This window comes from Pantoea sp. R13S299 (genome assembly GCF_048515925.1).
Lineage (GTDB): Bacteria > Pseudomonadota > Gammaproteobacteria > Enterobacterales > Enterobacteriaceae > Pantoea.
The window spans coordinates 1060131-1079610 of the sequence record NZ_JBLYEF010000001.1; the positions used below are offsets into that span (position 1 = coordinate 1060131).

The window sequence follows — 19480 nt, forward strand, 5'->3', positions numbered from 1 at the left end:
TCTGTCAGCACATGCCAGCCTAACGCACTGATTTATGGCTGTACCCACAAAACAAAACAAACTGGTAGCGTTTACACCGATTCGTTATTAGCAGCGAAAAATAACCTGGTACCGGAGAGCATCATGCATAAATTCACTAAAGCATTCGCGGCCATCGGCCTGGCAGCGGTTATGTCACAATCCGCTATCGCCGAGACCATGAAGCTGGGTTTTTTAGTCAAGCAACCAGAAGAACCCTGGTTCCAGACTGAATGGAAATTCGCCGATAAAGCAGGCAAAGATCTTGGCTTTGATGTCATTAAAATTGCCGTGCCGGATGGTGAAAAAACCCTGAATGCCATCGACAGCCTGGCGGCCAACGGCGCGAAAGGTTTTGTCATCTGTACGCCTGATCCAAAACTCGGCTCTGCCATCATGGCGAAAGCGCGTGGCTACGGTCTGAAAGTCATCGCCGTGGATGACCAGTTCGTCACCGCCAAAGGCAAACCCATGGACACCGTGCCACTGGTGATGATGGCGGCCACCAAAATTGGTGAGCGTCAGGGTCAGGAACTCTATAAAGAGATGCAGAAACGCGGCTGGGATGTGAAAACCACCGGCGTGATGGCGATTACCGCGAACGAACTCGACACCGCACGTCGTCGTACCGGCGGCTCAATGGATGCGATCAAAGCCGCTGGCTTCCCGGCAGCCCAGATCTACCAGGTGCCAACCAAATCTAATGACATCCCTGGCGCGTTTGACGCCGGTAACTCCCTGCTGGTTCAGCATCCAGAAGTTAAACACTGGCTGATTGTCGGCATGAACGACAACACCGTGCTGGGCGGCGTGCGTGCCACCGAAGGTCAGGGCTTTAAAGCGGCTGACGTTATCGGTATCGGCATCAACGGCGTTGATGCCATCAGTGAACTGTCGAAAGACAAGGCGACCGGCTTCTACGGTTCGCTGCTGCCAAGCCCGGATATCCACGGCTACAAAAGCAGCCAGATGCTCTACAACTGGGTCAGCAAAGGTGAAGAGCCACCGAAATTCACCGAAGTTACTGATGTGGTGCTGATCACCCGTGACAACTTCAAAACTGAACTGGCGAAAAAAGGACTGATGTAACTCTGAGCCTGTCGGGCTGTCCGCAGCCCGGCATCCTTAATAGCCCATTTCGCGTCGCCCGCCATAACAGGCCGGTGGCGCGAAAGAGTGAGGATTAACATGAACACTGATTCAGCATTTCTGTCGTTTCATGGCATCAGTAAAACTTTCCCTGGCGTGAAAGCGTTGCAGGATATCTCTTTCGACTGCCGTGGCGGTGAAGTCCATGCTCTGATGGGCGAGAACGGCGCAGGCAAATCGACGCTGTTAAAAATACTCAGCGGCAGTTATCAGCCGAGCGGCGGTGAGATTCGCATTAAAGGCAAGCCGATGAGCTTTCAGCGCACCACGGATGCGCTGGACGCGGGCGTCGCCATTATTTACCAGGAACTGCATCTGGTGCCGGAAATGAGCGTGGCGGAGAACATCTATCTCGGCCAGATTCCGCACAAACATGGTCTGGTCAACCGTAAGCTGATGCGCTTTGAGGCGGGCGTGCAGCTGAAAAATCTCGGCATGGATATCGATCCCGATATGCCGCTGAAATACCTGTCGCTGGGGCAGTGGCAGATGGTGGAGATTGCCAAAGCGCTGGCGCGCAATGCGCGCATTATCGCCTTTGATGAGCCAACCAGCTCCCTGTCAGCGCGTGAAATCGACAACCTGTTCCGCGTCATCCGCCAGCTCCGCGAGGAGGGCCGGGTGGTGCTCTATGTTTCTCACCGCATGGAAGAGATCTTTGCCCTCAGCGATGCCATCACCGTGTTTAAAGATGGCCGCTACGTGCGGACGTTTACTGACATGGCTAACACTCATCACGACGATCTGGTGCAGGCGATGGTGGGACGTAACCTCGGAGATATCTATGGCTACTCACCGCGTCCTAAAGGAGAAGTACGTCTGGAGCTGGACAAAGTCGAAGCGAAGGGCGTACGTACGCCAATTTCGCTGAAAGTCCATGCTGGTGAAATCGTCGGGCTGTTTGGCCTGGTCGGTGCCGGACGCAGTGAACTGCTGAAAGGCCTGTTTGGCGGCACGCGTCTGCGCGGCGGTCAGGTGATTCTGGATGGCAAACCGCTGCCGCTGCGGGAGCCGATCGACGCTATCCGCGCGGGCATCATGCTCTGCCCGGAAGACCGCAAAGCTGAGGGCATTATTCCGGTGCACTCGGTGCGTGACAACATCAACATCAGCGCCCGTCGTCACAATCTTACCGCCGGTTGCCTGATTAAAAACGGCTGGGAAAACAAGAACGCCGACAGCCACATCCGCTCGCTGAACATCAAAACGCCCAGCGCCGATCAGCTGATCATGAACCTCTCTGGCGGTAACCAGCAGAAGGCGATTCTGGGACGCTGGCTCTCTGAGGATATGAAAGTGATCCTGCTGGATGAGCCCACGCGCGGCATTGATGTCGGTGCTAAACATGAAATTTATAACCTGATTTATCAGCTGGCGAACCGGGGCATTGCGGTGCTGTTCGCCTCAAGTGATTTACCGGAAGTGATGGGACTGGCCGATCGTATCGTTGTGATGCGTGAAGGTGCCATTGCCGGTGAACTGCTGCACGACGACGCCACGGAGCAGCAGACGCTGAGCCTGGCGATGCCCAAAACCACTCAAGCGGCCGCCGTGGCCTGACAGGAGATCATCATGGCTTCATCCACGACCTCAAATACCCCGCAGCCCGCTTCACGCGGCGGCCTGCAGTTAGGTCGCATCTGGGACAACTTCGGCATGCTGGTGGTTTTTGCACTGCTGTTTATTGTCTGTGCGATTTTTGTGCCCAACTTCGGCTCGTTCATCAATATGAAAGGCTTAGGGCTGGCGATGTCGATGTCCGGCATGGTCGCCTGCGGCATGCTGTTCTGCCTGGCCTCCGGTGATTTTGACCTGTCGGTCGCCTCGGTTATCGCCTGTGCGGGTGTGGTCACCGCCGTGGTGATCAACATGACTGAAAGCCTGTGGATTGGTGTGGCAGCCGGTCTGGTGCTCGGCATGATCACCGGCTTTATCAACGGCTTTGTGATTGCCCGACTGAAGATCAATGCCCTGATCACCACGCTGGCGACGATGCAGATCGTGCGCGGCCTGGCTTATATCTTCTCTGACGGTAAAGCGGTCGGGATCGAAGATGAGCGCTTCTTTGAACTCGGCTTTGCCAACTGGCTGGGCGTCCCGGCGCCAATCTGGCTGACGCTGGCCACCATGGTGATCTTCGGCTTCCTGCTCAACAAAACCACCTTTGGTCGTAATACCCTGGCGATTGGCGGTAATGAAGAGGCGGCACGTCTGGCGGGTGTGCCGGTGGTACGTACCCGCATCATCATCTTCATTCTGTCCGGTCTGGTTTCTGCGGCGGCGGGCATTATTCTGGCATCACGCATGACCAGCGGCCAGCCAATGACCTCCATCGGCTATGAGCTGGTCGTCATTTCCGCCTGTGTACTGGGTGGCGTGTCGCTGAAGGGCGGTATCGGTAAAATTTCTTACGTGGTGGCAGGGGTCTTAATCCTCGGCACGGTAGAGAATGCGATGAATTTATTGAATATCTCGCCATTCTCACAGTATGTGGTACGCGGTCTGATACTGTTAGCTGCGGTGATTTTTGACCGTTACAAACAGAAAAAAGCCTGATTGAGCGAGCCGTTGGCCCGCAGAGGCAGAAGCCTCTGCGGGCTATCCGAACAATAACAGACTGAGTGAGGACGCTATGTATCACCGCGAATTACCGGCCGAGCAGCAAAACCCCCTGTTGCCAGGCTATTCATTCAATGCCTGGCTGGTGGCGGGGCTGACGCCCATCGCCGCCGATGGTCCGCTCGATTTCTTTATCGATCGCCCGCACGGCATGAAAGGTTACATTCTGAACCTCACCATTAAAGGCAAAGGGCGGGTATTCGATGGCGAGCGGGCGTTTGACTGCGAACCGGGTGAAATGCTGCTGTTTCAGCCAAAAACCGCCCACTATTATGGTCGTGCGCCGGACAGCCCGCAGTGGTTCCACCGCTGGGTCTACTTCCGTCCGCGCGCTTACTGGCATGACTGGCTGCGCTGGCAGGATGAGCAGGAGGGCGTGGGACGTCTGCTGCTGCCGGAATCCCTGCGCGGTGAATTCGACCGCCTGTTTGCCAGCATCGAACAGACCCACAACTCAGGTCGTCGTTTTGCAGAAGAGCTGGCGATGAACCTGCTGGAGCGACTGCTGCTGCGCGCCGTCGAAGAAGATCCGCGCAGTCATCAGTTAATCCGCGATCCGCGTGTGATTGAAGCCTGCCAGTATGTCACCAACCATCTCGCCAGCGAGGTGAAGATTGAAGAGGTGGCACGCCACGTTTGCCTGTCACCGTCGCGGCTGGCGCACCTGTTCCGCGAGCAGATGGGGGTAAACCTGCTGCGCTGGCGTGAAGATCAGCGGGTAATCCGCGCCAAACTGCTGCTGCAGACCACCCAGGAACCCATCGCCTCGGTAGGGCGTGAAGTGGGTTACGACGACCAGCTCTACTTCTCGCGCGTGTTCCGTAAGCGAGTCGGTGTCAGCCCCAGCGACTTCCGCCGCCGTAACCAGGACGCGCACGACAGCCTGGCGGCGCAGACAGCCTGGCCCCTGGCCCGAAGTGCTATCTCTTAGTTTTTTCGGGGGATTCCTCCTTGTCCTCACCTGGTTAATAGTCTTAAATCAATCAGGTTATCAATGATGGGCCTGACCAGTCAGGCTCTAAGAGGAATCCAAATGAGCGATAAATTACGTGTTGGTTTGATCGGCTACGGTTTTGCCAGTAAAACGTTTCACGCCCCGCTGATTGCAGGGACGCCGGACGTCGAGTTGGCAGCCATTTCCAGTAGCGACGCCAGCAAAGTCCACGCCGACTGGCCTGCCGTTAAGGTGGTGGCCGATCCTCAGGCGCTGCTGGACGACCCGACTCTGCAACTGATTGTTATTCCTACCCCCAACGACACCCATTTCCCGCTGGCTAAAGCGGCGCTGAACGCCGGTAAACATGTAGTGGTCGATAAGCCGTTTACCGTGACACTGTCACAGGCGCGTGAACTGGATGCGCTGGCAAAAGCCAAAGGTCTGCTGCTGTCCGTGTTCCATAACCGCCGCTGGGACAGTGATTTCCTGACGCTGAAATCCCTGCTTGAAGCAGGCTCACTTGGTGAAGTGCGCTACTTCGAATCCCACTTTGACCGCTTCCGTCTGGAAGTGCGTAATCGCTGGCGCGAAATGAAGGGCGCAGGCAGCGGGATCTGGTATGACCTGGGGCCGCATCTGCTGGACCAGGCGCTGCAGCTGTTTGGTCCGCCGGTCGCTATCAATGTCGATCTGGCCGAGATGCGTCCGGGCGCGCAGACCACCGACTACTTCCACGCCACGCTGACCTATCCGCAGCGCCGCGTCGTGCTGCACGCCAGCATGCTGGTGGCGGCGGAATCCGCCCGTTATACCGTCCACGGCACGCGCGGTAGTTACGTCAAATATGGTCTGGATCCGCAGGAAGATCGCCTGAAGTCGGGGGATTTCCCGCCGCAGGAGGACTGGGGCTATGACATGCGCGACGGCACGCTGACGCTGGTTGACGGAGATTCTCTGACCGAAACCACGCAGCTGACTCAGCCGGGCAACTATCCCGCTTACTATGCGGGCATCCGCGATGCGATTGCCGGACGCGGTAACAATCCGGTGACGGCGGAAGAGGCGATTCAGGTGATGGAGCTGATCGAACTGGGTCTGCAATCCGCCGAGAAACGCCAGACGATGTCGCTGAAGCGCGTTTAATGGGTGAGTGCTTAACGCAGTAAGCAAAAAGCAGAACGGGCCGGATATCCGGCCCGTTTTTTATGGCTGAGGCGAGCGGATTACTGCACGCGGGCGCGGATAGCCGCTTTCTCAGCCTCGCTGAGGAAGGCAATTGTCAGACCATTCTCCTGCGCCTGACGCATCTGCGCTGCGCTCAGGCCAGCAGCCGGTGCGGCGTGCTGATACTCATGCGCCAGCTCAATGCCCTGAACCGCCGGATCATCGGTGTTGATGGTCGCCAGAATGCCATGCTCAAGGAAGGTCTTCAGCGGATGCTGCGCCAGAGATGGCACAGTGCTAGTCTGGATGTTAGAGGTCAGGCAGGATTCAACACCAATCCGGTGCTCCGCCAGGAAATCCATCAGCGCGCGATCTTCAATCGCTTTCACACCGTGACCGATACGCTCAGCACCCAGCTCGCGAATCGCCTGCCAGATGCTCTCGGGTCCGGCGGCTTCGCCCGCATGCACGGTAACGCGGAAACCGGCATCGCGTGCCTGAGTAAAGTGGCTCAGAAACTCGCTGCCCGGGAATCCCAGCTCATCACCGGCCAGATCGACCGCCGTGATGTGATCGCGATGAGCAAGCAAACCTTCCAGCTCGCCGAGGCAGGCATCTTCGCCAAAAGTACGGCTCATAATACCAATCAGACGCACATCGATATTGTGCTGCTGACGACCCGCGCGCACGCCGTCGATCACCGCTTCAACCACACCGGCAATCGGCAGGTTGTGGGTCATCGCCATATAGCCAGGGGAAAAACGCAGTTCAGCATAGTGGATGCCTGCACGGGCGGCATCTTCGACATTCTCCTGCGCAATCCGGCGGCAGGCATCCAGATCGCCCAGCACTTTCACGCCCCAGTCGAGCTTCTGCAGGAAGCTGACCAGGTCAGGTTCGTTCTCGCCGACCTGCACATGCGGAAGCAGCGTCTCAAGCGTGGTGGCGGGCAGGGTAAGGTTAAACTGGCGACCTAAATCGAGAATGGTTTGTGCACGAATGTTGCCATCAAGGTGGCGGTGAATATCAGTCAGAGGAATTTTAGAATCGATCATGGCGCACTCGCTCAGTTGTCGGTGAAGTGCAGAGCATTATAAAAATATCTTGCGCAACAGCGCCAGCTATTTGCGCAACAGCCGCGCCGGATGCTGCTTAATTACGCATAACCGGCGAGTGAGGACCGCTTCGCCGGTTGAAGTCAGCCCTGCAAATGATGGATCGCCGCAATCAGGCGCGAAATGCCATCCTCAACTTTGCTGCGCGGACAGCCAACGTTAAGACGCAGAAACCCGGTGCCTGCGTCGCCATAGGTTGAGCCGGGCATAATCGCAACCCGTTGCTGGATCAGCGCCTGTTGCAGTGCCTTTTCAGCGATGCCCAGCGGATTGATATCGATCCATGCGAGATAGGTCGCCTCAGGGATGTGCCAGTCAAGTGCGGGAAACTCAGCGTTCAGGCGATCGGCAACCAGCGTGAAATTGCCGTAAAGATAGCTGCGTAGCGCATCCAGCCACGGCGCACCCTGACGGTAGGCAGCCACATGGGCTGTGACGGCCAGCACTGCCGGAGACGAAAGGCCGTCGGCACTTTTCAGGGCCTCAAACCAGGCGGCTCTGTCAGTGGCAACCGGGATAATTCCCCATGCGCCGGTCAGGCCAGGCACGTTGAAGCTTTTCGAGGCCGAGGTAAACAGCACCCAGTCACTGCGCGCCACGCTGGCCCACGGAATATGCGGCTGGTTACCCATGATCATATCCATATGGATTTCATCGCTGATCACCCGCACGCCGTGGCGCTCGCAAAGCACCGCCATTTGTTGCAGCTCCGTTGCCGTCCACACTTTCCCGGTGGGATTGTGCGGGCTGCAGAGCAACAGAACTTTGCAGCGCGGACGCGCCAGTCGCGTTTCCAGCGCTGCCATATCACATCGCCAGCGCCCGTTATCCCGCTGCAATGGCATCTCCAGCACCTGTCGCTGATTGCCACGAACAGTTTTATAAAAGGCATCGTAGGCGGGAGTATGCAGTAGCACTTCATCCCCCGGGTTGCTCCAGTGGCGCAGCATCTGCGCCACCATATAGATTACCGATGGGCCATAAACCAGACTGTCAGCGTCGGGCTGGTAGCCAAAACGGCTGCGCATCCAGTGACAGCAGGCGGAGAGAAAATCATCATGCTGCCAGCGACTATATCCCAGCACGCCGTGTGCCACGCGTTGCGCCAGCGCCTGCTGAACCGCTGGCGCAGTTCTGAAGTCCATATCTGAAATGGTAAACGGTAACAGATCGGATACGCCAAAGCGGTCAGCCACAAAATCCCATTGCGTAGACCAACTGCCACGGCGATCAATGACTTCGTCAAAGTTAAACATTATCGGCTCCAGCGCATCATGCAGTCACGTTCATCAGGTGTGACAATTCATCTTTCACCGACTGCACCTGCGGGCCAATGACCACCTGCAGGCTGGTCTGGTTGAGATGTACAACCCCAATTGCGCCGTTGGCTTTCAGCGCCGCATCGTCCACCTTACTCATATCCGCTATGGTTAAACGCAGACGCGTCAGGCAGTTGTCCAGCGAGGTAATATTTTCAACGCCGCCCAGCGCCGTCAGGATAGCCGGTGAGTTATAGCCCGATTTACCTCTGCCGGCATTGCTGACCTGCTGCGCAACCGCACTGGCATTTTCTACTTCGCGGCCCGGAGTTTTGATGTTGAAGTGCAGAATGGCGAAACGGAAAATCAGGTAGTAACCGGCAAACCAAATCGCCGCCACAACCGGCACCCAGTACCATTTTGTCGACAGGCCGTGCAGCACACCAAACACCACAAAGTCGATGATATTGCCGTCTGTATTACCGATAGTGACCCCGAGTATCGCCATGATACTAAAGCCAACGCCGGTCAGCAGGGCGTGGATCAGATAGAGGAAAGGGGCGACAAACAGAAACAGGAACTCGATCGGTTCAGTGGTGCCGCCGACCACGCAGGCCACTACGCCGGAGATCAACAGACCTTTAATCTTATGACGATTCTCGGGACGGGCGCAGTGGTAGATCGCCAGTGCCGCGCCAGGCAGTCCGCCCAGGAAGGCGGGCATTTTGCCCTGTGACAGGAAACGGGTCGCGCTTTCAGCAAAACCGTGCGTTTCCGGGCAGGCGAGCTGCGCCTGAAAAATAGTCAGGGCACCGCTAACGCTCTTGCCGCACACATCAAGCGTGCCGCCCGCATCGGTAAAGCGCATGATTGCCACCAGAATATGCTGCAGGCCAAACGGCAGTAGCAGGCGTTCGCCGGTACCAAAGATCATCGGGCCAAAGTCACCCGCGCTGTTGATCATCCAGCCTAAACCGGTAATGCCCCGTGCGAAAAATGGCCAGATCAGCGGCACGACCAGCCCCAGCAGACCAATCACCAGCGTCGTGATAATCGGTACAAACCGGGTGCCGCCAAAGAACGCCAGCGCATCGGGCAGTCGGATGTTATGAAAACGCTCATGCAGCCAGAACACGACGATGCCCACAATCACCGCACCCAGAATGCCGGTATCGATCGACGGGATCCCCAGGATCGGCTGAACGTTATTCGCTTTCAGCAGTGCGGCATCGGTGGTTGGCAGAATGCCATTGATATTTAGCCAGAAGTTGATGCTGAGGTTTAACACGGCATAACCCACGAAACCGGCAAACGCCGCAACACCTTTGTTCTCGCGCGCCATACCCAGCGGAATCGCAATGGCGAACATCACTGGCAGATAGCTGAAGGCGAACGATCCCAGCTTGGCCATCCACAGAAAGAGATATTGGAGCCAGGAGTGATCAAGCACAGGCAACAGAGTCAGAACATCGCGGCTGCTCAGTGAGCTGCCAATCCCGAGCATGATGCCGCAGAATGAGAGCAGGGCAACCGGCAGCATAAAGGTTTTCCCCAGACTCTGGAAAAATTCCCAGACAGACATTTTTTGGTGAGAGGGTGACATGAACGCTCCTGGATAAAAGGACCACTGAGTAAAGTCGCAGGATGATAAAACGTTTTACCAGGATCTTATGCGCGCTGAATCACACTCTTCAGGCCACAGGCGATATTATTCTGACGCTATAAGGTGTAACGTTTTACCTTGTTTTCTAACCCTCTAATTCAGTTGAGTAATCTGATGAGTAAAATCACCATCAATGATGTTGCGGCGGCGGCGGGTGTGTCGGTGACCACGGTATCTCTGGTGTTATCCGGCAAGGGACGGATCTCTGCGGCAACCATGGCGCGCGTGAATGAGGCCATTGAGCAGCTCGGATTCGTCCGTAACCGTTCCGCGACCATGCTGCGCGGCGGTGAGAGTGGCGTCATTGGATTGATCGTCCGCGATCTCAGTCAGCCGTTTTATGCAGAAATGACGGCGGGTCTGAGCGAAGCGCTGGAGAAGCAGGGTAAATTGCTGTTCCTGACCCAGAGCGGTGCTCAGGGCCAGCATCTGCATCGCTGCTTTGAGTCACTGGTCGCTCAGGGAGTGGATGGCATCGTGCTGGGCGGCGGTGCCGACAAGGCCGGGCAGATTGTGACGCGAGCCAGAGAACTGAATATGGCATTAGTCTGTGCGGCGCGCGCCAGTAGCCTTGAGGAGGTCGATGCTATCCGACCTGATAATGCTCAGGCTGCGCGTCTGGCCACCGAATACCTGATTCGCCAGGGTCATCAGCGCATTGCCTGGCTGGGAGGGCATAGCGCATCACTGACACGGGCGGAACGGCTTGGCGGCTATTGCGCCACCCTGCTGCAATATGGTCTGCCGTTCCGGCCGGAGTGGATTATTGAATGCGGCAGTACGCAGAAAGCGGCGGCTGAAGCGGCGGTACAGTTGTTTCAGCAACATCCCCGATTGACCGCCGTGCTGGCCTACAATGCCACGACCGCGCTGGGGTGTTATTTTGGCCTGATCCGCACCGGGCGCACATTTGCCCGAGGTGCAGTCGACAGCTATTACGATCAACAACTGGCTTTAATGGGATTTGGCGATGAACCACAGGCGGAACTCACCGATCCACCTCTGACGTTTGTCACCAGTTCCGCACGGGAGATTGGCCGCGTGGCCGCAGAGCGTATCCTGCAGCGGATGGCGCATCCTGACGCCGCCCGGCAGAACGTGATTATGCCGCCGCAGCTGGTCATTCGCGGATCGGCATAAAAAAGGCGACCCGGAGGTCGCCTTTAATGAAAGAGTGCTCTTACTGCGGCATGCCTTCGCTGGTCGGCATACCCAGCATATAACGGGACATGAACTGCTCCAGCGTCATCTTGTCGCCGTTCATGTTCACCTGACCGTTGGTGTACTGCAGGCTGGTCACGATATTGTTATCCTGCTGCTGAGTCAGACGGAACATCTGACCCATCGCCGCGAGACCTTTCACCTGCTGATCCGCCAGCTTCTGTGCGTCGTCGGCCTGATAACCCTCAGCCAGACCCACTTTATGCATGGTTTCGGTCGCCATCGGCATATTGATGACCAGCTTACTGTCCAGGCTCTTCAGCACCCGATCCACCATAGCGCTAAGGGTCTGTGGTTCACCGGTTACAGCTGAAGGGTCGTTGAAACTGGCGGTCAGATTAAAGGTGCTTTCACCTTTATCATTCTTCCAGCTCAGCGGCGCGATGCTGATGGATGGCGAGCCTTTCAGCAGCATCGGCAGGTTACTCATCAGAATCTGATGTACGCCCGCCTGGTAGCGAATAGGATCTTCTGCAACGCCAGGCTGGCTCAGCAGTTCCTGCATCTGTTGGTTATAACGATCGGAGAAGGCTTTAACCGCCTGCGCGTCAAACTGGGACAGCTTCATCTTCAGCGCGGCCTGACCAAAGTCCTGCTTCTGCAGCTGAACGCCTTCAACCTTGTAATCGATATCGCCGCCAATCTTACCGGCGCTGTTATCGAAAGAGGAGGTGCCTTTCATTTTGTTCAGCGTCAGGGCGTCCTGACCATTGATGCTGGCATTCACTTTCTCAATGTTTACCGACTGGTCGCCGATACGGACGCCTTCCGGGCTGAGGTGCGTGTTACCGCTCAGCTTCAGACCGTTGATGGTAAACAGCACCGGCTGGCCCATCTCATTTTTAGTGGTCAGAGCAAGGCTATCAACATCACTGTCCAGCGACACTTTATCGCCTTTATTATCTGCGCTGACGTTGAAGGTGCCGCCATTGGTGGCCAGCCGTTCGCCGGTTTGTGCATTCTGATAATCCACCGGCAGCACGCGCAGCGCCGTGTCGGTAGCACCGCTGTAGCCGATGCGGGTATCTGCATTAATCAGCGATTTGTTGCCGGTCAGCTCAAACAGCTTCTTCACCGCATCGGTGTTAGCCAGTTCGGTATGCACCGATGCCATGCTTGGGATCAGATTGAAATGCTTCAGCTGGGCAAACGGGAAAGGACCATGATCGATGGTCTCATTCAGGATGATGCTCTGACCCGGCTTCAGCAGCGGATTATCTTCCGTCTGCGAGTTGGCCTGAACCACCAGATTCACTTTGCTGCTGAACACGCCGCGCTGATAATCCTGATAGCTGATCTTCAGTCGGCTGTTAGGGGCATAAGCATTCAGCTGTGCATTGGCGTTCTGCATCAGCTGGTCCCTGTGGCTTTCAATCTGCTTGCCGGTGAACCATGCCGCGCCAGTCCAGACAACGCCCAGTGCGATGATCACACCTACGGCAACATTGGTCTTTTTCATTGCTGATTCGTCCTTATCCTTGAGTCCGCTTATGCCGCAGGTTTACCCCAGCGACCGAAGAAAAACGCCCGCAGGCGTTTAAAAGCTAATAGGTTGAAATAATAGCAGTTAACAGGCATTCCGTCAGCCGCTTCACCCTAAGTCGTTAAATACCCGCGCCAGTCGGCCCGTACCAGCGACTGTTACCGGTGATTCGCTGGCGGCAATGAAGCAGGATTCACCCGGTTTCAGCGTTACCTGCTGCTCATCTTTGGCGATTACTGCCTGGCCTTCGATACAGAACAGCAGGGCGGCGCTCTGCTGCGCCAGCGACTGCGGTTCTGCGTTCAGGCTGTGAATGGCAAAGGCGAAATCCTCGACCGGAATCGGGAAGCGCAGCGCGTTGCCCTGTTGCTCCGGCTTGGTCAGCAGCGCACTGGCGGGCTTCTCATCAAACTTCAGGTTAGCCATCAGCTCGGCGATATCGATATATTTCGGGGTCAGACCGGCCCGCAACACGTTATCGGAGTTTGCCATCACCTCCAGCGCCACGCCTTTCAGGTAGGCGTGCGGGGTTTCAGCATAGAGGAACATCGCCTCGCCGGGCTGCAGGGTGATCACATTCAGCAGCAGCGGTGAAAACAGGCCGGTGTCGTCAGGATACTCAGCCGCAATCATGCGGATGGTTTGCCACGGCTCGCCCTGTTGCGCATCAAGTGCGGATTTCAGTACGCCCAGCGCCAGCGATTTCTCCTCGCCCCCCAGTGACAGCAGGGTAGAGAACAGCGCGGCCAGCGTCTCCTGATCGGGATGCTGCAGAAAATGGGCAATCTGAGGATGCGCGCCCGCCACCGGCTCCAGCAGTGAAACCATCTGCGTCAGCGTGCGAAAACCATTCATCGCCTGGAAGGGCGTCAGCGCGTAGACCAGCTCCGGCTTGTGGTTGGCATCTTTGTAGTTGCGCTCAGCCGCCGTCAGCGGAATACCAGCTGCATTCTCACGAGCAAAACCCACTTCAGCCGCGTGCTTGCTGGGATGAACCTGAATCGACAGCGGCTGATCGGCACACAATACTTTGAACAGGAAGGGCAGTTCACCAAAACGCTGTGCTACCGCATCACCCAGCATCGCGGCAGGCGCAGCATCAATCACGTCACGCAAAGAACGCTCGCTGCCCTGATCCATCACGGTGGAGGGGCTTTTCGGATGCGCACCCATCCAGAGTTCCGCCATTGGCAACCCTTCCGGGTTCGCAATCCCATAAAGCTCAGTCAACGCAGTTTTACTGCCCCACGCGTAATTTTGCAGCGAATTGTTCATTTTTTGCATCGTATAACCCTTTATCACGGGAAATTATTGCGGCTATTAAAGCAGAAACTGCCGGTAAAAATACATATCCAGCGCAAAAGGACGCTAAGCTCTGATGATGTTAAATTATTGTGTATTACTATCCTGACCGCCCGATAGTTGATTGCAACGACCTGGCGGTCATTCTTTTAAAAACAAGGTGAAGGAGACGTATTCATGGCAGGCAACCGCATTGAGAAAGATTCAATGGGCCCCATCGACGTACCGGCAGACAAACTATGGGGCGCGCAGACGCAGCGCTCACTGGAACACTTCCGGATCTCAACCGAAAAAATGCCGACCGCGCTGGTGCATGCCCTGGCACTGACCAAGCGCGCCGCGGCCAGCGTGAACCGCGATCTGGGACTACTGCCCGCCGATCGTGCCGAGGCGATTGTCAGCGCGGCGGATGAAGTGCTGGCGGATAAGCATGCGGATGAATTCCCGCTGGCGATCTGGCAGACCGGCTCCGGCACTCAGACCAACATGAATATGAATGAGGTGCTGGCGAACCGCGCGAGTGAAATCCTGGGCGGAGAGCGCGGTATGTCGCGGCTGGTCCATCCCAACGATGATGTCAACAAGAGCCAGAGCTCGAACGATGTCTTCCCGACGGCGATGCATGTTGCCGCCGTTATCGCCCTGCGCGAACAGCTGATCCCACAGATTCAGGTGCTAAAGAAAACGCTGAGTCAGAAGTCTGATGCCTTCAAAGATATCGTCAAAATTGGCCGTACTCACCTGCAGGATGCGACGCCGCTGACGCTGGGTCAGGAGATTTCCGGCTGGGTGGCGATGCTGGAGCACAACCTGAAGCATATCGAACAGAGCATTCCGCACGTGTCGGAACTGGCGCTGGGCGGAACCGCGGTGGGCACCGGCCTGAACACCCATCCGGAATATGCGGTGCGCGTGGCGAAGGCGCTGGCCGATCTCACGCAGCAGCCGTTTGTCACTGCGCCCAACAAGTTTGAGGCGCTGGCCACCTGTGATGCGCTGGTGCATGCACATGGCGCGCTGAAAGGGCTGGCCGCTTCACTGATGAAAATCGCGAATGACGTGCGCTGGCTCTCTTCTGGCCCGCGCTGCGGCATCGGCGAAATCGCCATTCCGGAGAATGAACCAGGCAGCTCCATTATGCCGGGCAAAGTGAATCCGACGCAGTGCGAAGCGATGACGATGCTCTGCTGTCAGGTGATGGGTAATGATGTGGCGATCAACATGGGCGGCGCGTCCGGTAACTTTGAGCTGAACGTCTTCCGTCCGATGGTCATCCATAACTTCCTGCAATCGATTCGCCTGCTGGCGGATGGCATGGACAGCTTTAACAATCACTGCGCCGTCGGCATTGAGCCGGTGCGCGAGCGCATCGATCAACTGCTCAACGAATCGCTGATGCTGGTGACGGCGCTGAATACCCATATTGGCTATGACAAAGCGGCAGAAATTGCCAAGAAGGCGCACAAAGAGGGGCTGACGCTGAAAGGCTCGGCGCTGAAACTGGGTTATCTCACTGAAGAAGAGTTTGATGCCTGGGTCCGGCCGGAAGAGATGGTCGGCAGCATGAAGTCGTAAGGTTTAAGATGAGTCAGAGGCCAGCGGATGCTGGCCTTTTTTATTCAGATGGGGCAATCGACCCACAGATGCAGTCGGGGGATCAGCAGATTCAATGGTTCAGCGGCGGGCTTATGGCGATGCGTGATGTTGTCGGCGTCATAATTGAGCAACTCGCCCAGTACCGGAACCTGAGTGCGATCGCGACAGATCACCAGTATCGGTGAAGGACAGGCCAACTGGGTCTGCTTTTGTTCATCCGCGCGCCAGACGCGTGCCACCGGCTGGACTTTCACCGGACGCTTGATTTTCAGCCGTGCCGAGGCGGGCAGGGCGCGCACGCTTGCCAGCTCCTCCTGTACTTTTTCCGCCCACTGTTCCCGTGACCAGGGTGCCTTCGCGCGTCCCGACTTCAGGCTTTTTTCCAGCTGGGCGATCACCTCTTCGCGCTTGAGATTCTTGATGATGTGCTTGTTGGCCCAGCCGAAACGCAGGCTGTCTGGCGCGCTGAGCAGGGTGATCGTGCGATAGGCATTCAGGGTAATCAGGCCGCGTAAATGCTGGTGAACGAACTCAAAACGCGCTTCGCTCGGCAGGCCCGAGTCCACCGTGATCAGCTGCTCCAGCCGGGCTTTCAGCTGGTTGATGAGGTCGACCAGCGAGCCGATCTCTGCTTCGCGCTGCGCATCGCATTCGATGCAGAGTGCGCCGGGTAAGCGAACGGCAGCCTTGGTGCTCAGCTGTTCAGACTGATGCTGCATAAACAGGCGGCAGTAGTGGTCGAGAGCCATCTTCAACGCGCTCTCGCCGAGATGCTGCTCAACGGCAATCTGAGTAATCGCTTCATGTTCGCGGCCTTTCACTACCGGCGGCAGGCTGAAGACGCGGGCGATCAGCAAAGGCTGCGCCTCAATCTGCTGACGCAGTTCGCCCAGCGCCAGTTCCAGGTCATTTACACACTGATGCATATCAGCCACTAAGTCGTAGCGCGTCATGTTGTGCCTCCATAGTTACAACGTCCACAATGTGGCAGAAGCCCGGCGAGGATGCAAGCGACATATAGTTACAACATACGTTTAATTATTCCACTAAAAACGTGCAGCCTGCCTGGTCATCCAGCGAAAAGGGCGTCACGCATTTTTGCCTTATCGCAGAACATGTTATAAAAACGATTCGCCTGCTAATGAAGAGATCGCCTGTGAATCAGAATAACAAACCCGGTATCGCCGCCATTTTTACACTGGGCTGGGTGCAGATCCTGTCATGGGGTGGGTCGTTCTATCTGATGGCAGTAATGGCGAATCCAATTGCGGCTGAGACAGGCTGGTCACAGCAATGGATTTATGGCGCGCTCTCAACCGGGATTCTGGTGTCGGGACTGCTGTCACCGCTGGCGGGCAGGATTATCGCCCGAACCGGCGGTCGTCTGCTGCTGGCGCTGAGCGGCGTGGTGATGGCGGTGGGGCTGGTGATGATGGCGTACAGCTACTCGCTGCCGCTGTTTCTGTTCGCGTGGGTGATAATTGGCATCGGGATGGCGATGGGGCTTTATGATGCGCTGTTCGCCACGCTCGGCACCTGCTATGGCGGTCAGGCGCGTTCCGCCATCACCAGTATTACGCTGATATCGGGCTTCTGCACCACGCTGGTCTGGCCGGGCACGGCATTGTTAATCCACGGATTCGGCTGGCGGGATGCTTCACTCATTATTGCGGCAATGATGGTCATCTGCGTGCTGCCTGCCTATCTGTTTGCCTTACCCGCGAGTCACACTAAGCGGCCTGTTAAACCAGGGATCAAGCAGCCTGCCACGGCGGAGATCGAACCCGCGCTGTTCTGGCTCCTGTGCGCCATCTTTACCCTGGCATCCGTGATCATGACCGCGATTTCCGTGCAGCTTATCGCCCTGTTACAGGCCACAGGTCATACGCTGACTTCGGCGCTGGCAATCAGCGCCGTGATGGGCCCGTGCCAGGTGGGGGCCCGTATCGTCGATATCGTCTTTAAACGCAGCCATCCGATTCGTACCACCTTTTTCTCCGTCGGGCTGGTCGCGCTGGGCCTGCTGCTGCTGGCTCTTTTCCCGCAGATGGCGCTGCTGAGCATGGTGCTGTATGGCGCAGGAAATGGCTTACGTGCCATCGTGCGCGGAACTTTACCGCTGGCGATGGTCAAACCAGAGTCCTACGCGATTGTTGTGGGTAGAATGGCCCGCCCGGCGCTGATGGGACAGGCACTGACGCCACTGATAGGCGGTTATGTGTTTGAAAGGATGGGCGCCCCGGCGACGCTCTGGTTGCTTTGCGCCTTAGCAATCTTTAACGTGGTACTGGTTATGGCGCTGAAGCAGCGATTACCACCGGTAGCGGCCACCACCGTATAACGGCGCTGTTCCTCCTGTTCCGCGGGGAGAGGGCCGTCAGCAGGCTGAGCACCTTGTGCTATCGGGCCTCCGCCTTTGGTGAATACGTGCCTTGTCGCTGCCGGTTAGCTTCAAAAAAGCAACAGTGTTTGTTATATTTATTGCTCATTGATTGTTCACTTATGCGGCAATAAAACAATAAGATCCACCGCAACTCAGGATAAAGAAATGCTTGATTACCGCTTCCCGACAGCTTTGCAAATGGTTCTGAGCGTAGCGATGGCGGAGCAAATGGGTAAACGCTCTACCAGCGCGATTCTGGCCTACGGGCTGGAAGCGAATCCCAGTTTCATTCGAAAATTAATGGTCCCGCTGACCCGTGACGGCATTATCGTCTCTACGCTGGGCCGAACCGGTTCGATTCATCTGGGTCGTCCTGCGGCTGAAATTACCCTGCGGGATATCTATGTCTCAGTCATCGAAGACAAAAAGATCTGGGCTGCACGTCCTGATGTCGCGCCGCGCTGTCTGGTCAGTGCCAACCTCTGCTGGTACTTTAAGTCGATAGCCGATGAAGCCGAGCAGGCGTCGCTGGATGTGCTGGCAAAACGCACCGTGGCAGACGCGCTCAACGAGCTGAAGAAACGCGATACCAGCAACTGCACCGCCGTACCGGAACCTGAACCCGAAGAGAGTGAAGAACTCTGCAAAAAAGGCCGCTGATGAGCGGCTTTTTTTATGCCTGCTGATCAGTAATGTCCTGCCTCAAATCCGCCATGAATCAATACCTATCTTTCTGACTTTGGTCATCGCGCTGAACGTAATGGATCGTTTGAAAATCCAGCAATAGCCACAACATTATTGTTGTATTGATTATCACTAATGTTATTCTTGCTGTTATACACAGCGAGGGAACGCGATGAAGTACAGTGAATTCAGACGCTGGCTCATTCAGCAGGGCGCTATTTTGACTAAGCACCGTAGTGGAAGCAGCCATTTCAAGGTCTTCCTGGGCGAAAGGCAATCCATTTTTCCGGATCACGGAGCGAAAGAAATGCCTGAAGGTACCCGCAGAAAAATTTTAAAAGATCTGGGCCTGTGAGCCCGATCAGAGAGGTAACACTATGTTTAATTATGCCGTCAGCTTAACTCATGACGCAAAAACCGATACCTATGAGGTCTCGTGTCGTGATTTGCCGTTACTGCATTCCGTCGGCGCCACCGTTGAGGAAGCACTGTCAGAAGCCGAAGATGGACTGGTGACGGCTATCTCTCTTGAGATGGATACCCGTCGTCCGATTCCGATCGCCAGTAAACCGCTGGAAGGTGAATACATTGTCTCCGTCCCGGTGCTGGTGGCGATGAAAGCGGCGCTTTATAACGCAATGATTGAAACCGGCACACGTAAAGTCGATCTGGCACGCCAGCTGGGCGTGAATGGCCCACAGGTTGATCGACTGCTGGATGTTGAGCACTCGTCGAAAGTTGAAAAAGTGGAACTGGCACTGGCGCAGCTGGGAAGAAAAGCCCGGATTGAGATTCGCACCTGATTATCTGTCCGCAATCAGAATGGCGGCGGGGTTAGTTATCAGACAAAAAAAAGGGGCGATCACCGGATCGCCCCTATTAACTTT

The 19480-nt window shown here is 56.4% G+C and carries 17 protein-coding genes; 11 read left to right on the forward strand and 6 right to left on the reverse strand.

The window, feature by feature from the left end; all coding sequences use genetic code 11:
• Positions 1 to 123 precede the first annotated feature (123 nt).
• The 5 genes from ACN1CO_RS05225 (at position 124) to ACN1CO_RS05245 (ending at position 5866) form a co-directional block, all read left to right on the forward strand.
• Entirely contained in the window at positions 124 to 1107 is a 984-nt protein-coding gene (locus ACN1CO_RS05225) for an arabinose ABC transporter substrate-binding protein (RefSeq protein WP_003853437.1), read from the forward strand.
• 99 nt (positions 1108 to 1206) lie between these two features.
• Positions 1207 to 2727 carry an L-arabinose ABC transporter ATP-binding protein AraG gene (gene araG / locus ACN1CO_RS05230; protein WP_003853438.1) on the forward strand — a complete coding sequence of 507 codons (1521 nt, stop codon included), beginning with the start codon at positions 1207 to 1209 and terminating at the stop codon, positions 2725 to 2727.
• A 12-nt stretch (positions 2728 to 2739) separates the two neighbouring features.
• The gene (gene araH, locus ACN1CO_RS05235; RefSeq protein WP_419138111.1) at positions 2740 to 3723 is read left to right on the forward strand and encodes an L-arabinose ABC transporter permease AraH; all 984 of its coding nucleotides are present in this window, start codon (positions 2740 to 2742) and stop codon (positions 3721 to 3723) included.
• A gap of 76 nt (positions 3724 to 3799) precedes the next feature.
• Positions 3800 to 4717, forward strand: coding sequence for an arabinose operon transcriptional regulator AraC (gene araC, locus ACN1CO_RS05240; RefSeq protein ID WP_419138112.1), 918 nt, complete (start codon positions 3800 to 3802; stop codon positions 4715 to 4717).
• Between the two features lie 102 nt (positions 4718 to 4819).
• Positions 4820 to 5866: an oxidoreductase gene (locus ACN1CO_RS05245; RefSeq protein ID WP_419138113.1), complete on the forward strand. Its 1047-nt coding sequence runs from the start codon at positions 4820 to 4822 to the stop codon at positions 5864 to 5866.
• Between the two features lie 80 nt (positions 5867 to 5946).
• On the opposite strand, the gene add is transcribed toward ACN1CO_RS05245, so the two are convergent.
• The 3 genes from add to malX form a co-directional block, all read right to left on the reverse strand.
• Positions 5947 to 6942 (reverse strand): adenosine deaminase, encoded by a 996-nt coding sequence (gene add, locus ACN1CO_RS05250; RefSeq protein ID WP_419138114.1) that lies wholly within the window; start codon positions 6940 to 6942, stop codon positions 5947 to 5949.
• A gap of 143 nt (positions 6943 to 7085) precedes the next feature.
• Positions 7086 to 8258, reverse strand: a complete 1173-nt coding sequence (locus ACN1CO_RS05255; protein ID WP_419138115.1) for a MalY/PatB family protein — start codon at positions 8256 to 8258, stop codon at positions 7086 to 7088.
• 16 nt (positions 8259 to 8274) lie between these two features.
• Complete coding sequence (gene malX / locus ACN1CO_RS05260) at positions 8275 to 9864, reverse strand: maltose/glucose-specific PTS transporter subunit IIBC (RefSeq protein WP_419138116.1); 1590 nt, start codon at positions 9862 to 9864, stop codon at positions 8275 to 8277.
• 174 nt (positions 9865 to 10038) lie between these two features.
• Between malX and malI the strand changes: the two genes are divergently transcribed.
• The gene (gene malI, locus ACN1CO_RS05265) at positions 10039 to 11064 is read left to right on the forward strand and encodes a Mal regulon transcriptional regulator MalI (RefSeq protein WP_419138117.1); all 1026 of its coding nucleotides are present in this window, start codon (positions 10039 to 10041) and stop codon (positions 11062 to 11064) included.
• A gap of 40 nt (positions 11065 to 11104) precedes the next feature.
• Here malI and ACN1CO_RS05270 read toward each other — a convergent pair whose 3' ends face one another.
• Positions 11105 to 12604 (reverse strand): YdgA family protein, encoded by a 1500-nt coding sequence (locus tag ACN1CO_RS05270; protein ID WP_419138118.1) that lies wholly within the window; start codon positions 12602 to 12604, stop codon positions 11105 to 11107.
• 132 nt (positions 12605 to 12736) lie between these two features.
• Positions 12737 to 13912: a mannose-6-phosphate isomerase gene (manA, locus tag ACN1CO_RS05275; protein ID WP_419138119.1), complete on the reverse strand. Its 1176-nt coding sequence runs from the start codon at positions 13910 to 13912 to the stop codon at positions 12737 to 12739.
• Positions 13913 to 14107: 195 nt separating this feature from the next.
• On the opposite strand from manA, the gene fumC reads away from it, so the two are divergent.
• Positions 14108 to 15505: a class II fumarate hydratase gene (gene fumC, locus ACN1CO_RS05280; protein WP_419138120.1), complete on the forward strand. Its 1398-nt coding sequence runs from the start codon at positions 14108 to 14110 to the stop codon at positions 15503 to 15505.
• Between the two features lie 44 nt (positions 15506 to 15549).
• Here fumC and tus read toward each other — a convergent pair whose 3' ends face one another.
• The gene (gene tus / locus ACN1CO_RS05285) at positions 15550 to 16479 is read right to left on the reverse strand and encodes a DNA replication terminus site-binding protein (RefSeq protein ID WP_419138121.1); all 930 of its coding nucleotides are present in this window, start codon (positions 16477 to 16479) and stop codon (positions 15550 to 15552) included.
• 188 nt (positions 16480 to 16667) lie between these two features.
• Between tus and ACN1CO_RS05290 the strand changes: the two genes are divergently transcribed.
• The 4 genes from ACN1CO_RS05290 (at position 16668) to ACN1CO_RS05305 (ending at position 19396) form a co-directional block, all read left to right on the forward strand.
• Entirely contained in the window at positions 16668 to 17867 is a 1200-nt protein-coding gene (locus ACN1CO_RS05290; RefSeq protein WP_419138122.1) for an MFS transporter, read from the forward strand.
• Between the two features lie 207 nt (positions 17868 to 18074).
• Positions 18075 to 18569: an RrF2 family transcriptional regulator gene (locus tag ACN1CO_RS05295; RefSeq protein WP_161732429.1), complete on the forward strand. Its 495-nt coding sequence runs from the start codon at positions 18075 to 18077 to the stop codon at positions 18567 to 18569.
• Positions 18570 to 18765: 196 nt separating this feature from the next.
• Positions 18766 to 18948, forward strand: a complete 183-nt coding sequence (locus ACN1CO_RS05300) for a type II toxin-antitoxin system HicA family toxin (RefSeq protein ID WP_419138123.1) — start codon at positions 18766 to 18768, stop codon at positions 18946 to 18948.
• 22 nt (positions 18949 to 18970) lie between these two features.
• Positions 18971 to 19396 (forward strand): type II toxin-antitoxin system HicB family antitoxin, encoded by a 426-nt coding sequence (locus ACN1CO_RS05305; RefSeq protein WP_419138124.1) that lies wholly within the window; start codon positions 18971 to 18973, stop codon positions 19394 to 19396.
• Positions 19397 to 19480: the final 84 nt, after the last annotated feature.